General features: G+C 47.3%; 15 protein-coding genes. 7 read left to right on the top strand and 8 right to left on the bottom strand.

Features of this window, described 5'->3' with window-relative positions; translation table 11 throughout:
- Nucleotide 1: 1 nt before the first annotated feature.
- Nucleotides 2-427, bottom strand: a complete 426-nt coding sequence (locus QUE64_RS03380; protein WP_286225918.1) for a universal stress protein — start codon at nucleotides 425-427, stop codon at nucleotides 2-4.
- 103 nt (nucleotides 428-530) lie between these two features.
- On the opposite strand from QUE64_RS03380, the gene QUE64_RS03375 reads away from it, so the two are divergent.
- A complete protein-coding gene (locus QUE64_RS03375) occupies nucleotides 531-1,946 on the top strand; it encodes an MBL fold metallo-hydrolase RNA specificity domain-containing protein (RefSeq protein WP_286225917.1) in 1,416 nt (471 codons plus the stop codon).
- Nucleotides 1,947-1,948: 2 nt separating this feature from the next.
- Nucleotides 1,949-2,809, top strand: a complete 861-nt coding sequence (locus tag QUE64_RS03370; protein ID WP_286225916.1) for an NAD(P)H-hydrate dehydratase — start codon at nucleotides 1,949-1,951, stop codon at nucleotides 2,807-2,809.
- Here QUE64_RS03370 and QUE64_RS03365 read toward each other — a convergent pair.
- Nucleotides 2,806-3,318, bottom strand: coding sequence for an HPP family protein (locus QUE64_RS03365; RefSeq protein ID WP_286225914.1), 513 nt, complete (start codon nucleotides 3,316-3,318; stop codon nucleotides 2,806-2,808). The two genes, QUE64_RS03370 and QUE64_RS03365, sit on opposite strands and share 4 nt — an antisense overlap.
- A gap of 69 nt (nucleotides 3,319-3,387) precedes the next feature.
- Between QUE64_RS03365 and QUE64_RS03360 the strand changes: the two genes are divergently transcribed.
- From QUE64_RS03360 to QUE64_RS03345, 4 genes are read left to right on the top strand one after another with little or no spacing between them, the layout of a single operon-like run.
- Nucleotides 3,388-4,272 (top strand): LpxL/LpxP family acyltransferase, encoded by an 885-nt coding sequence (locus QUE64_RS03360; RefSeq protein WP_286224409.1) that lies wholly within the window; start codon nucleotides 3,388-3,390, stop codon nucleotides 4,270-4,272.
- 29 nt (nucleotides 4,273-4,301) lie between these two features.
- Nucleotides 4,302-5,093 carry a 3-oxoadipate enol-lactonase gene (gene pcaD, locus QUE64_RS03355; RefSeq protein WP_286225913.1) on the top strand — a complete coding sequence of 264 codons (792 nt, stop codon included), beginning with the start codon at nucleotides 4,302-4,304 and terminating at the stop codon, nucleotides 5,091-5,093.
- A 32-nt stretch (nucleotides 5,094-5,125) separates the two neighbouring features.
- Nucleotides 5,126-6,115 carry a Bug family tripartite tricarboxylate transporter substrate binding protein gene (locus QUE64_RS03350; protein ID WP_286225912.1) on the top strand — a complete coding sequence of 330 codons (990 nt, stop codon included), beginning with the start codon at nucleotides 5,126-5,128 and terminating at the stop codon, nucleotides 6,113-6,115.
- Nucleotides 6,102-6,989: an amidohydrolase family protein gene (locus QUE64_RS03345; RefSeq protein ID WP_286225911.1), complete on the top strand. Its 888-nt coding sequence runs from the start codon at nucleotides 6,102-6,104 to the stop codon at nucleotides 6,987-6,989. The genes QUE64_RS03350 and QUE64_RS03345 overlap by 14 nt, the downstream gene beginning before the upstream one ends.
- Nucleotides 6,990-7,004: 15 nt before the next feature.
- Here QUE64_RS03345 and QUE64_RS03340 read toward each other — a convergent pair whose 3' ends face one another.
- Both QUE64_RS03340 and sodB read right to left on the bottom strand, forming a co-directional pair.
- Nucleotides 7,005-7,586, bottom strand: a complete 582-nt coding sequence (locus tag QUE64_RS03340; protein ID WP_286224405.1) for a urate hydroxylase PuuD — start codon at nucleotides 7,584-7,586, stop codon at nucleotides 7,005-7,007.
- Nucleotides 7,587-7,604: 18 nt separating this feature from the next.
- Nucleotides 7,605-8,186 (bottom strand): superoxide dismutase [Fe], encoded by a 582-nt coding sequence (sodB, locus tag QUE64_RS03335; RefSeq protein ID WP_108508142.1) that lies wholly within the window; start codon nucleotides 8,184-8,186, stop codon nucleotides 7,605-7,607.
- 156 nt (nucleotides 8,187-8,342) lie between these two features.
- On the opposite strand from sodB, the gene QUE64_RS03330 reads away from it, so the two are divergent.
- Complete coding sequence (locus tag QUE64_RS03330; RefSeq protein ID WP_286225910.1) at nucleotides 8,343-9,287, top strand: hydroxymethylglutaryl-CoA lyase; 945 nt, start codon at nucleotides 8,343-8,345, stop codon at nucleotides 9,285-9,287.
- 15 nt (nucleotides 9,288-9,302) lie between these two features.
- Here QUE64_RS03330 and QUE64_RS03325 read toward each other — a convergent pair whose 3' ends face one another.
- Genes QUE64_RS03325 through QUE64_RS03310 form a run of 4 tightly spaced genes read right to left on the bottom strand, consistent with a single transcriptional unit; the run spans nucleotide 9,303 to nucleotide 13,617 of the window.
- Nucleotides 9,303-10,040, bottom strand: coding sequence for an enoyl-CoA hydratase/isomerase family protein (locus tag QUE64_RS03325; protein WP_286225909.1), 738 nt, complete (start codon nucleotides 10,038-10,040; stop codon nucleotides 9,303-9,305).
- 2 nt (nucleotides 10,041-10,042) lie between these two features.
- A complete protein-coding gene (locus QUE64_RS03320; protein WP_286225908.1) occupies nucleotides 10,043-11,206 on the bottom strand; it encodes a CaiB/BaiF CoA transferase family protein in 1,164 nt (387 codons plus the stop codon).
- A 41-nt stretch (nucleotides 11,207-11,247) separates the two neighbouring features.
- On the bottom strand, nucleotides 11,248-12,264 hold the full coding sequence (locus tag QUE64_RS03315) for a cytochrome d ubiquinol oxidase subunit II (protein ID WP_286224401.1): 1,017 nt from the start codon (nucleotides 12,262-12,264) through the stop codon (nucleotides 11,248-11,250).
- Nucleotides 12,265-13,617, bottom strand: coding sequence for a cytochrome ubiquinol oxidase subunit I (locus tag QUE64_RS03310; protein WP_286225907.1), 1,353 nt, complete (start codon nucleotides 13,615-13,617; stop codon nucleotides 12,265-12,267).
- Nucleotides 13,618-13,645 lie beyond the last annotated feature (28 nt).

Genomic DNA, 13,645 nt, shown 5'->3' with positions numbered 1-13,645 from the left:
ATTATTTCACCAAGACAACGGGCTGCTTAGCTGAGGACACGACTCGTTGAGCAACCGATCCAATCAGAAGATCAAGCACGCCGCCGCGACCTTTGGCGCCCATCACAATCATGTCAAACTTTTCTTTGGTGGCAGTAGCCAAAATTTCTTTGGATACATGGCCGCGCTTAATAATCATATTGTGCTTAACACCTGCTGCATCTAAAACCTTCTGAGCAGGCTTTAACTCTTTTTCACTGATTTCACGTAAATAGTCATCCACCACGCTTTTACTGACAAATTGCTTAACGTGATTGAGTCCGAAGTCATCGTGGACATTAATTAAGGTAACGGAACACTTACTGCGCATATTGCCAACTAATTGAGCAACGTATTTGGCCGCACTCAACGAAGTCTTTGAACCGTCAATTGGTAGTAGTATTTTCATATAGTCTGCCTCCGTAATTAGTTAAGTGTTATCAGTGTAACAATATTATTGAGCATTCTTTTGATCCATATCAAATTTAGCAGCTTTTATAGTTAAGGCTCTTATGCATATTCAATTCCTTGGTGCAGGCCAAGAGGTCACCGGCTCTAAATACCTTATCCGCGGCAAAGCATGTGGGGTTCACCACTGCTTTATGGTGGATTATGGAATGTTTCAAGGAGGTCGAGAGGCGGACGACAAAAATTTGGCTGAACTCCCAATTTCTCCCCGTGAGCTCGATTTTGTGGTTCTGACCCACGCACATATTGACCACAGTGGATTATTGCCGCGCTTATGCGCCCAAGGGTTTCGGGGGGCTATCTATTGCACTCCTGCGACAGCCTCTTTACTCAAAATTATGCTTTTGGATAGTGCCCATCTACAAGAAGCCGATTATGAACGCGCTCAACGCAAACAGGCTCAGGGCCGTTGGAAAGGTGATCTTCCAGTTCCTCTTTACAGCACCCTCGAAGCCATCGATTGCTTGGCGCAACTTAAGACCGTGCCTTATCACCGCCGCTTTAGCCCTGGTCAAGGGATCGAAATTGAATTTTTAGATGCCGGGCATATCCTGGGAGCCGCAATTACGGTGATCGATATTCAAAAAGAAAATCAACAAAGCCATCGCACCGTCTTCTCGGGTGATTTGGGAATGTTTGATCGGCCGCTAATGAACGACCCTGAGCTAATTGAGCATGCTGACACCTTAATTATGGAATCGACTTATGGCGATCGCTTACACCGATCGCTACAGGACACAGAGGATGAGCTCGTAGAGGTCATTACGAATACACTCAAGCACAATGGCAATATCATCATCCCCGCATTTGCGGTCGGTCGCACCCAGGAAATCATTTTTGTATTAATGGATTTAATTCGGCGCAAACGTTTGCCCTATCTCAATATCTGGGTTGACTCGCCAATGGCTACATCTGTGACTCGATTGACCGAGGAATATCGTTCCTCCCTCGATGAAGCAGCGCAGGCTATCTTCGATTGGTATCAAAACAACCCTAACCGCCTAGATTTACGTTTTATTGCCGACGTTGAAGAGTCCAAAGCACTCAATCGCATTAAAGGCGGCGCCATTGTGATCTCTGCTAGCGGCATGTGCGAGGCCGGTCGAATTGTGCACCATCTCAAATGGAATCTACCTCACCGTAATAATGCGATCATCATCACCGGTTTTCAGGCAGAAGGGACATTGGGACGGCGGCTTGTTGATCAAGCAAAAATCGTTCATCTCTTTGGTAAGGAAATTTCTATCAAAGCCTCTATCCATACCATTGGCGGTTTATCAGCCCATGCTGATCAGGCTGGACTCATACGTTGGTTAAAAGGATTTCGACAAGCTCCAACGCATGTTTATATTACTCATGGGGAGCCCTACGCCGCAGAACAACTGAAGGTAGCAATCCACTCACAACTGGGCTGGGAGCATATTCATCTGCCTCAGCTTCATAGCACCTACCCTCTCTAATCATGCCAAACCTAAATGCCTTTGCGCTGCGTGCCCGCTTGATTCGTAAGCCCCATGAACATAAAGGCGATATGGGGAAGGTATTACTTGTAGGCGGTGCGCCTGGAATGGCAGGTGCTATTTTTTTATCTGCGTATGGATCTCTGTATAGCGGTGCTGGGTGGACCATTATTGGGATCTTGGATTCGAAGTCAGCTCATGTGCAGGTTGATCAACCTGAGTTGATGGTTCAAGACATCAGTGAGGTGGTTAATGCCCGTAATTTCATTGAGCGCATGCAGTCGGATTCCCTTGCGATTGGTCCCGGCTTAGGTTTAAGTGATCAAGCGTTGCAATTTTTAGAGGCCAGTCTTGCGTTCCCTGGTCCACTAATCTTAGATGCGGATGCTTTAAATCTGATTGCTGAGCACCCACGGTTAGCACAATTATTGCGAGAACGTGAAGATCCATGCACAATCACGCCTCACCCCGGCGAGGCAGCTCGTCTTTTGGGCATGTCGGTGGATGAGATTCAGGCCAATCGATCAGGAGCCATTCAGCGCTTGATTGATCAATTTCAATGCTATGTGGTTCTAAAAGGCCACCACACATTAGTTGGTTCGCCAAGTGATGCGATCTATACCTGCAATGCAGGTAATCCTGGGATGGCAACCGGTGGCATGGGGGACGTCCTAACGGGCCTTATCGCCTCACTTGCGGCTCAAGGGATTCGCCATCATCTCAATTTGTGGGAGGCAACTTGCCTTGCGGTTGAGCTTCATGCGCGCGCCGCTGATCAACTGGTTCAATCCGGAATTGGGCCTAATGGCATGACCGCACTTGAATTAGCCAAAGCGGTTCGCGAATTAATGAATCAGACTTAGATTGACCCCCATGGGCCCCAATGGGGTCCGGGTGGAGACTCTTGGTTCCATTTCACGGGATATTTGACCTTTCCAGGCCCAAGACGTGACCAGACAAATGCTGTGGCAGCCAGCACTATGACACCCAATAAAACATGGGTCCAGATATCCATAAATCCTGCATGTGCATGAATCATGATCAAAGGATTAGCACCTGCAGGCGGATGAACAGTCTTGGTCAGCAACAATACTGCGATTGTGATTAGCACTGATAAGACCAGTACCCACGTTGCATCACCCAAAGTTTGGTAACAGATCACCCCAATCAAGGCAGATATAAGATGGCCACCAAATAATGCCCTGGGCTGCGTCGGCGGCAGTGTTGTTAGACCAAACAAAAATAGTGTTGAACCACCCAAGGAGGCAAGTAATAAGGTGGAATCTTGTGGACGGACCACATGAAGAGCCAAAAACAAGGCCACACTTGCGCCACTCAATACCCAGAGGATCCGCAAAATAGCTTGTTTCATGTAAGCAGTTTACGCCATTGTTCCTAGGGTCTTTATTCAGGTATATAGTGATACCTCACAAGGACCTATTTGCAAACCTTTTTTAATCACCTCTCAGTATCACTATTACGCTTTGTTCTAATTTTTCCATATACATGGATTATTCAACTGGGTCGTGGTTTAGGATGGGTCGTCGCGCACATACCAAGCGATCGTCAGCGGGTGGTCTTAATTAACCTACGCCTGTGTTTTCCACAACTATCGAATAAAGAAATTGAGGCTCTGGCTTTGCAGCACTGGCAGTTATTTGGGCGCAGTATTTTGGAACGCAGTCGCATCTGGCTGGGCACCCCTACCCAGATCAATGAAATGATTCAGATTCATTCTGAAATTGACTTAGGGGATCGAAAGCCCCGCATTTTGGTCAACCCCCATTTTGTTGGTATTGAAGGTGGCATTGCTTTGTGCGCCCTAGCCGAGAAAATGGATTGGCCACGCGGTGTCACCCTCTACCAAAAGATGAAAAATCCATATTTTGATCAAAAGATTATTGAGTGGCGTGGTCGCTTTGGCGGACGATCCATTCCAAGACAAGGTCATCTCATCGAAACGGTTCGAGAGATTAAAAATGGAAACTTTGTTTTTATCGCCCCTGATATTGATCTCGGCATCAAGGACTCAGTATTTGTACCCTTCTTTGGCGTTCAAACAAATACCATTACTGCGATTTCACGTTTAGCTAGGATAAGTGGCGCTGAAGTGTGCGTGATGCAGACCACACTTAAATCAGATCGCTCTGGTTACATTTGTCATATTGGTAAGGCGCTTGAGTCATTTCCAAGTGATGATGAGAACGCCGATACAGCGCGCCTTAATCAATACTTTGAAGATGAGATCCGGCTGCGCCCAGCTGAATACTATTGGGTTCATAAACGCTTTAAGAATCGACCTGCTGGAGAAGCTAAGATTTATTAGTGTAAAAATAGCATCTTAAGGAGAAAAAGATGAGACAGTTTGTAAACGCTAATCAAATCAAGATCGCTTATCAAATCGACGGTCCGGAAAATGGTCTCCCCGTTTTTTTAAGTAATAGCCTGATGTCCAGTTTAGAAATGTGGGATCGAACCATGCCCGCATTGATTGATCGGTATCGTGTCATTCGCTACGACACACGCGGTCACGGTCAAAGCGAAGTAACGCCAGGCCCCTACAGCATTGCCCTTCTGGCAGAAGACTTAGTTGCCCTGATGAACGCTCTCGGAATTACGAAGGCCCACTTTGCTGGGCTGTCTATGGGTGGCATGATCTGCCAATACATTGGCGCCAATTATCCGGACAATGTTTTATCACTTAGTCTTTGCGATACCGCCAGTGAGATGCCACCTCGCGCTATGTGGGAGGAGCGTTTTGCGATCGCGAGATCTCAAGGCATCGCTGGTCTTGTTGATGGAACCATCAAACGGTGGTTCTTAAATGACTTTATTGAGCGCGAGCCAGATCAAATTGAACGAGTACGAAAGATGATATTAGCTACGCCTGTAGATGGCTATCTAGGCTGCGCTAGTGCAGTTCGGGATATGGCGCAATCAACGATGCTCTTAAAAATTAAGGCGCCAACTCTGATTTTGTTAGGCAGACAAGATCCAGCCTGTACATATGAGCAATCCACTGTCTTGCATCGGCTTATTCCCCATTCTTCGCTAATCGCGATTGATCAAGCGGCTCACCTATCGAATATTGAGAAGCCTGCTGAGTTTAACCATGCGCTACGGGGATTTTTAGATTCTGTGGCATAGTAGACAAGCAGTCATAATAAAAAGGAGACATCATGAAAATTAGTATCAAAAAATATCTCATTGGCGCAACCACGCTTGCATTTGCTGGGGCATTTAGTCTGCCAATTCAAGCACAGAGTGCAGCGGCCAATTACCCTAATAAAACCGTCAAAATGGTCGTGCCCCTCACGCCTGGCTCAGGTGCTGATATTGCTGGGCGCATTGTTGCCAAAAGCCTTGCAGAAACCTGGAAGCAACCTGTCATTATTGAAAACCGGCCTGGTGCTGGTGGCTTGCTAGGCACTGGCGTCGTGGTGAACTCTGAACCTGATGGTTATACCCTTTTAGTTCAATCCGCATCCTATGCCGCCAATCCTGCGATTTATAAAAAACTGCCTTATGACCTCAAGAGCCTCACCGATGTCAATATTTTAGGTAGCAGTCCATACGCTCTCGTTGTGTCAGCTGAGAGCCCTTATAAGACCCTTAAAGACTTGATTAACGCTGCCAAAGCAAAACCGGGTGATATTCCATTTGCAAGCGCTGGTGTCGGAAGCTCAACCCATTTGGCAGCCGAGTATTTCAATCAAACTGCTGGCATCAAGATGTTGCACGTCCCCTTTAAAGGATCTCCTGAAGCAATTCAAGAAACCATTGCTGGACGTACCGCCTACTACATGGCTCCCCTACAAACTGCCATCTCACAAATTCAGGGTGGTAAAGTCCGCGCATTGGGTGTAACGGGTGCAACCCGTGCCGAGGCAGCCCCCAATATTCCAACGATTGCTGAGCAAGGTTTTTCTGGCTTTGAAATTGGTTTGTGGGTCGGCGTTTGGGCACCATCGGCAACACCCCAAGTGATTTTGCAAAAACTGAATACCGACATCAATCGGGCGCTGCAGGACCCTGAGGTGAAATCAGCCTACGCCAAAGCAGGCATCACCATCAAGCCCATGAATCTTGCTGAAACCGAAAAGTTTGTTCGTAGCGAAATCAGCAAGTACACCAAGATTGCTAAAGACGCTGGGATTGAACCACAATAACGCTCCCCTTTGCCAAGCACCAGACCAGGCCCTCAAAAAGCCTGGTCTCGTTCTTTGTGAGAACGCAACGGATTGCCATGCTCACATCTGCGGTCCTCAGTCCTTGTATCCCTACATACCAAATCGGATCTATACCCCGCCAGATGCCTTACTTTCACAATATCAGGCACTACTGGACAGCCTAGGCGTTCAACGATCAGTATTGGTCCAGCCCAGTATTTATGGAACGGATAATCGTGCATTGCTGGCAGCGATTAAAACTAATCCATTGCGCTTTCGAGGGGTCGCAGTGGTGAATTGGGATATTAGCGATACAGAATTAGAAGATCTGCATCGTGCTGGAATTCGTGGGTTACGCTGCAATATTGTCGATCTTGCCGAGGCTAAGGGCGTTTTACCAATCAAGCAATTAACTAAATTAGCGAACCAAATTGCATCATTTGGCTGGCATCTGGAGTTTCTCATGCATGTCAATGAGTTCCCAAATCTCTCGCAATTACTATCGAATTTCCCGGTCCCGATCGTGCTGGGTCATCTTGGGTATTTAAAAACAAATCTAGGTACCAAAGACCCTGGCTTTCAAAACCTCTTGTCGCTCATGCGCGAGGAGCGTGCCTGGGTAAAACTTACCGGTCCCTATCGAATCACAACTGAAGAAAGAATCCCCTACTCTGATACCAATCCATTTGCACATGCCTTGATTGCTGCGAATTCAAGGCAGGTGGTATGGGGCACGGACTGGCCCCATGTGATGGTCAAAGGAACGATGCCAAACGATGCAGATCTTTTAGATTTACTACAAGTGTGGGTCCCCGATCCAGCAATTCAAAAGCAAGTTCTGAGCGAGAACCCGGAGCGTCTTTATCAGTTTTAACGACTGAGGGCTTTCTTACAAACCGCCGTTTTGCTGAGCCACCATCAAATACAACATGGGGATCGACAAAATGGTATTGATCCGCGAAGTGAGCATCGCGACGCGTGCAGACTTTGCTTTAGTCGCGGCATCTACTTCCACAATTCCGAGGGCGCGCTTCTGGTTGGGCCAAATCACGAACCAAACATTAAAGGCCATAATCAGAGCAATCCACATGCCCAGGCCAATTGCTAAGAAAGGCTGCTGAAGTGTGAAAGCTTGATGGGCATAGCCATTGAGTACAGCCAGAATAAATCCGGTTAATACCGTAGCCATCGCTGCATAACGAAACCATTTCAAGGCCATTGGTGCAATCACTTTCGCCACCGCAGGCTTTTGTTCATCCGGAATCTTTGGCATGGATGGAATCTGTACAAAGTTGAAATACCACAATAGACCCACCCACATCACCCCTGAAATCACATGCAGGAAGCGAAATACAAAAGTAATCCACGCTGAGCTCCCCACATTGGATCCCCCTAGGGTGATCACAATCAGGGTAAGCAGGATAAATCCGACCAGAACGGTCTTGCCTAAAGAGCTCAGAATGGATGTCATATGGATTTCTTACTGGATTTACGCTGCAAAGTTTTTGCTAACAAAATCCCAGTTCACGAGATTCCAGAAATTCTCGACATACTTAGGACGAGCATTACGAGTATCAATGTAATACGCGTGCTCCCATACGTCACAGGTCAACAGAGGCTTCGCATCGGTTGTTAATGGTGTCGCAGCATTGCTGGTCGATACTAAATCGAGGCTACCATCCGCTTTCTTGACTAACCAGGCCCAGCCCGATCCAAAAGTACCAACTGCGCATTTGGTGAACTCTTCTTTGAACTTATCAAATGAGCCCCACTTTGCATTGATCGCATCCGCCAAGGCACCGGTTGGGGCACCGCCGCCATTTGGCTTTAAACCAAACCAATAGAAGGTGTGATTCCATACTTGAGCGGCATTATTAAAGATGCCGCCGGATGATTTCTTGACAATGTCTTCGAGACTCGAGTTCTCAAACTCGGTTCCTTTGATGAGATTATTCAGATTAGTCACATAAGTCTGATGATGCTTGCCATAGTGATACTCCAATGTTTCCTTTGAAATATAAGGTGCAAGCGCATCAAGTGCGTAAGGCAACTGGGGCAATGTATGTTCCATTTTTTTCCTTTATTAGTAACAGAGCGAACACGTTGATAAAAACTCAGTGCTGTAACTATAGACCATTCTTGAATTTTTGTTTTATCCATCCCGAAATGGGGTTTTCTTAATTAAAATAAGTATTTGCATAACCATTATTCGAATCAACGAGGTCGTATGCCCGGTCAAACTCATATCAATCCGTCAACTCGGATTTACATCCAAGAGGTCGTAACCCGCGATGGCTTTCAGGCAGAGCCGCGTTTCATTCCCACAGAAGAGAAGATTCGCTTAATTAATCGCTTAAGTCATGCTGGCTATGCCAAGATTGAGGTGACCTCCTTTACAAGCCCCAAGGCTATTCCGATGCTGGCTGATGCGGAGGCCGTGATGCGTGGCATTGAGCGCGTCCCTGGGGTCGAATATACAGTCCTAATCCCAAATCTACGCGGTGCTGAGCGCGCTCTTGCAGTCGGTGTTGATGAATTCAATCTTGTCATGTCAGTTAGCGAGACCCACAATCAATCCAATCTGCGTATGTCTCGTGCTGATTCTGCCAAAGCTCTGAGTGAGGTAATTGCCTTGGCGCATCAATCCAAGGTGGCCGTCAATATCTCGCTTTCAACTAGCTTTGGGTGTCCGATGAGCGGCATGACCCCCATCCATGAACTAATGCATTGGATTAATCATTTTGTTGATCAAGGGGTTCGCGGTATTAGCATTTGCGACACAACCGGTATGGCCAATCCTCGTCAGGTCACAGAAACTTGCGAGAAGGCTCAATCCAAATACCCCGATACTCAGTGGACCCTGCATTTTCATAATACGCGTGGCATGGGTTTAGCCAATGCCTTAGCTGCAGTTCAAGCAGGCATTGTGCGGTTTGATTCGTCTTTGGGCGGATTAGGTGGCTGCCCTTATGCTCCAGGAGCCACTGGGAATATTTGCACCGAGGAATTGGTTCATATGTTGGATCTAATGGGCTTTCATACCAACATGAACCTTGATTTATTACTCGAGTGCGCAGTAGATTTGCGTACCCTGGTCGATCGCCCCTTACCAAGTCAGGTTCTGCTGGCAGGCAAAGTAGATCGCCTGTATGACAAGATCTGTCAGAGTTAGATACTTCTCTCTTCTTTACTTCTTCGCTGCGGCTTTCACCTTTGCGAGATACTCAGCAACACGGTGTTTAATATCTGGCACTGATCCTGATTGGACTAAATCATATAAATCAACCGCACGGGTATCGCGTTTGCAGGCATGCAGTGCCATCGCACGAGCATCGGGTGGGATCTCCAAAATATGCTCCAAAACTTGTGCTTCATACGCATGCCAATCAGTCGCCTCTAAGACTGCAGTGAGGATCCCAAAATCTTTAGCTTGATGCGCATCAATGCGACGTGGATTTCCAATGAGCTGCTGCGCGCGATCAGAGCCCACACACTCGGCTAATCGCCGCGATCCCAAGATCAAACCAAAACGGGCACCAGGAAACATCATGCGCATATCCTCCGAACCCGCCCGGTGACGACATGCCAAGAGCAAATCAGCCCCCGCTCCAATCGTTTGTCCATGGGCCAATGCCATCGTGTCATAAGGTGCATGCGCAATCGCTTGGAGCATTTGCTCAATACGCACAAAATGCAACAGTAGATCGCCAGGGCTTGCATCATCAAAGTTGGAAAAATCAAATCCGGCACAGAAACCCTGCCCCTCGCCTCGCAGTATCAGTAAGCGAGTGCCATCGGTCTCCGCCTCCTTGGCGACAGCGAGCAACTCACAAGCCATCTCATAGCTAATCGCATTGCGCTTCTCTGGACGATTAAGAGTGACTCGCTTGATGTGACCCGAATGCTCTATCCGTATGGTGTTCATAGTTACTCCACGATCTCAGAATTATGCTCACCCAAGCGCGGAGGTCTGCGCTCGATGGGAGCTGTTGCGCCATTGAATTTAATCGGATTAATCACCGTTTTTGTTGCTTGACCATTGGCCATCACCATGGGCTGCACCCAACCCATCGCAAGGGTTTGTGGATCATTTAAAACAGCGGAATATTGATTGATTGGACAGCACGGTACACCTGCTTGACTAAATTGCGCAATCCAATTGGCGGCTGTATCTTGTTTTAAGATTGCCTCAATCAATTCTTTTAAAGCGATTTGATTTTTTGCCCGCAGTGCCGTGCTAGTAAAGCGTTCGTCTTGCAAAAGCTCTGGGCTCTTCAAAATCTGACAAACGGTTTCCCATAGAGCTTGCGTACCAGCTGCCATCACCAAATAATCGTCTTTGGCCTTAAATGCTTGATACGGGGCATTGCGAGGATGAGCTGAACCCAATTTAACTGGATCTTTGCCAACTCCAAAGTACTCCGAGGTTTGCAAGGCGGCGATGGCTAATGAAGTTCCCATCATTGGCACATCAATATGAACACCCTTACCCGTTTGCGCCACAGCTCGTAATTGCGCACAAATACTCATTGCGCCATACAAACCAGCTGTGAAATCCGCGACTGGCACGCCGCATTTGACAGGGGCTCCATCGGGTTCTCCAGTCACACTCATGATGCCGCTCATCGCCTGAATCGTGACATCAAAGCCACCTTCGTTAGCGCGTGGTCCCGTTTGACCATAGGCTGAGATCGAGCAGTAAATCAGTTTTGGATTAATAGTAAGAGCTGAGTCAAAATCCAGGCCAAGGCGCTTCATCACACCGGGGCGATTGTTCTCGATCAGAACATCCGTATTCGCAATTAAAGCCTTGGCTTTTTGTTTATCATCCGGATTTTTTAAATCCAAGGTAATTGATCGCTTATTACGATTTAAAGAGGCGAAGTTCTCACTCAAGCGATCATTCTCAGGACCGGTGTGGGGAGGCCAGGCACGCAGTGTATCCCCGGCACCTGGGTTCTCTAGCTTGATGACATCGGCTCCGAGATCGGCGAGCAGCAAAGCGCAAAATGGTCCTGCGGCGACATTGCAAATCTCGAGAACACGAATTCCGGCAAGTGGTTTTAAGGCAGAAAGATCAGCGGTGTTCATAGGCACTCTTTTAAATGGAATACCTTATTCTAACGATCTCATTAGTAGTAGCTCAGTGGCTGTGTTTTGCCCTTAAAAATACGGTAGGAGAACAAGGTGTAGGCCAGAATCGTTGGTAATACCACAATCGCGCCCCAGAAGATGACCCACAGCGATTGAGTCGATGCGGCTGCTTGCCATACCGTCATACGATCGACAACCAAATAAGGAAACAAACTATAGGCAATTCCAAAAAACGATAGCCAAAAAATTGCAACCGTTGCTGTGAATGGCAACCATTCCCGCTGGCTGGGATTCGCTTTGAGCTGGTGCAGCGCTCGATCCGTGATTAAAAATAAGAGTGCAGTTGCGATCGGAATGGGTGCTAAGTAAATAATATTCGGGTAGCTAAACCAACGACTCATGATTTCTGGGCTGAAATACGGTGTTGCTGCCGAGATCAAGGCAATGCCCAATCCAGTTAGCCACAAACTTGTCCGCGCCCATGAAATCGCTCGCAACTGCAATGCTCCCTCCGTTTTCATGATGAGCCAGGTTGAACCCAGCAAGGCATACCCTGCTGGCAAACAAATTCCGACAAGTGCAGCAAAAATCCAGCCTAATAAGCCAGACTCGTAGCCAATGATGTGGCGTCCAATCATTACACCTTGCGCTACAGCAGTTACTAGGCTACCAAAATAGAATAAGAAGTTCCAGAGTGGCTTTTGCGCTAAGTTCACCTTAGCCCGAAAATCAAATGACACCCCACGCAGAATCAACCCAGCCAACATAATCGCCACTGGCAAATAGAGTTCGGTCAGAACAATACCGTGTGCGAATGGAAAAGCAACCAGCAAAATACCCACACCAAGCACCAACCAGGTCTCATTGGCATCCCAAAAGGGTCCGATCGAGGAAATCATCACATCTTTGTCGGCATCTCCAGCACGATTGAGCAAAATACCAACTCCCAAATCGTAGCCATCTAACACCACATACGACAACATGGCAAAGCCCATCGCCCCCAAGAAAAACAAGGGGAGCCAGACGGAAGCTTGGGACCAATCTGCTGGAATCATCTACGTTTGCAAGGAGGTAGATGAAGGCTGAATTACAGCTGGTACCGCATCTGCACTCTTTTTGTCTGCCTGTCGTGCCATATAGAAAATCGCCCAGATATAGGCAATGATCAAAGTAAGGTAGAGAAACAAATACATCATCAAACTGCTAAATACCATGCCACCCGGCAATTTTGTGGCAGCCTCTGCGGTTGTCAGAACGCCATGCACCAAATAAGGCTGACGTCCAATTTCAGTGACATACCAACCAGCAACCACTGCTACCCATCCTGAAAAGGTCATCCAGACAAAAGCACGGGCCAGCCAAATGGGTAGATCCTGTCCTTTACGCATCCGCCACCACCCATACCAAGATAAAGCCAACATCAGCATTCCAATTCCAACCATAATGCGAAAGGCAAAGAAGACTGGTTTGACTGGTGGAGTCTTATCAAAATCTTTTAAGCCCTTGACCTCACCGTTCCAGTCATGGGTGAGATAGAGTGAAGCCAATTTCGGGATCGAAATCTCGAACTTATTAGATTGGGTTTTTTCATCGGGGATGGCAAACAAAACAGCCGGAACCCCATTACCAGTATCCCAAATTCCTTCCATCGCTGCTAATTTGGCTGGTTGGTATTTGAGGGTATTGAGACCATGCATATCCCCTAAGAAAATCTGAATGGGGGTCACAATCGCGGCCGCTACGATGCCAAACTTGAGAATGGCTTTATTTGCTTGAGTACGACTACCCTGTAAATAGCGATAGGCTGATAAACCTGCTAACAGGAAGAACACCGTTAGGAATGAAGCAGTCATCATGTGTGCAAAGCGGTATGGCATGGATGGGTTGAAGACGATTTCCATCCAACTCACCGCATGGGCCTGGCCGTTGATCATCTCAAAGCCTTGGGGAGTTTGCATCCAGGAATTGAGAACAATGATCCAAAATGCCGACAAAGTGGTTCCAAAAGCTACTAAGAACGTTGCTAGGGTGTGCACCCGTTGTGAAACGCGCTTTGCACCAAATAACATGATGCCCAGAAACGTCGCCTCAAGAAAGAAGGCGGTCAGTACTTCATAAGCAAGTAGAGGTCCAGCAATATTGCCGACGGTCTCCATATAGCCTGGCCAATTAGTACCAAACTGAAAACTCATCGTGATACCGCTTACAACCCCCAAAGCGAAGGTCAAAGCAAATACTTTGACCCAAAATTGATACGCCTCTTGCCAATAGACTTCACCAGTGCGATTGAACTTGATCTTGAAATAAAACAGGACCCAGCCTAAAGCAATCGTGATGGTGGGAAATAGGATATGAAAGGTAATGTTGGCGGCAAACTGGATTCGGCTCAACATGATGGGGTCAAACATAAATTTCCCCTAGGGTGTAATGAATGGA

Origin of the sequence: Polynucleobacter sp. HIN7, assembly GCF_030297595.1 — a bacterium.
Taxonomy (GTDB): domain Bacteria; phylum Pseudomonadota; class Gammaproteobacteria; order Burkholderiales; family Burkholderiaceae; genus Polynucleobacter.
This window is presented reverse-complemented; position numbering and strand designations above follow the sequence as displayed.

Bases quoted from the DNA above. Each gene is read 5' to 3' on its own strand.
- QUE64_RS03310 (WP_286225907.1), bottom strand. From the start codon at position 13,617: ATGTTTGACCCCATCATGTTGAGCCGAATCCAGTTTGCCGCCAACATT.
- QUE64_RS03375 (WP_286225917.1), top strand. From the start codon at position 531: ATGCATATTCAATTCCTTGGTGCAGGCCAAGAGGTCACCGGCTCTAAA.
- QUE64_RS03340 (WP_286224405.1), bottom strand. From the start codon at position 7,586: ATGACATCCATTCTGAGCTCTTTAGGCAAGACCGTTCTGGTCGGATTT.
- QUE64_RS03370 (WP_286225916.1), top strand. From the start codon at position 1,949: ATGCCAAACCTAAATGCCTTTGCGCTGCGTGCCCGCTTGATTCGTAAG.
- QUE64_RS03380 (WP_286225918.1), bottom strand. From the start codon at position 427: ATGAAAATACTACTACCAATTGACGGTTCAAAGACTTCGTTGAGTGCG.
- QUE64_RS03320 (WP_286225908.1), bottom strand. From the start codon at position 11,206: ATGAACACCGCTGATCTTTCTGCCTTAAAACCACTTGCCGGAATTCGT.
- QUE64_RS03350 (WP_286225912.1), top strand. From the start codon at position 5,126: ATGAAAATTAGTATCAAAAAATATCTCATTGGCGCAACCACGCTTGCA.
- pcaD (WP_286225913.1), top strand. From the start codon at position 4,302: ATGAGACAGTTTGTAAACGCTAATCAAATCAAGATCGCTTATCAAATC.
- QUE64_RS03325 (WP_286225909.1), bottom strand. From the start codon at position 10,040: ATGAACACCATACGGATAGAGCATTCGGGTCACATCAAGCGAGTCACT.
- QUE64_RS03315 (WP_286224401.1), bottom strand. From the start codon at position 12,264: ATGATTCCAGCAGATTGGTCCCAAGCTTCCGTCTGGCTCCCCTTGTTT.
- sodB (WP_108508142.1), bottom strand. From the start codon at position 8,186: ATGGAACATACATTGCCCCAGTTGCCTTACGCACTTGATGCGCTTGCA.
- QUE64_RS03330 (WP_286225910.1), top strand. From the start codon at position 8,343: ATGCCCGGTCAAACTCATATCAATCCGTCAACTCGGATTTACATCCAA.
- QUE64_RS03365 (WP_286225914.1), bottom strand. From the start codon at position 3,318: ATGAAACAAGCTATTTTGCGGATCCTCTGGGTATTGAGTGGCGCAAGT.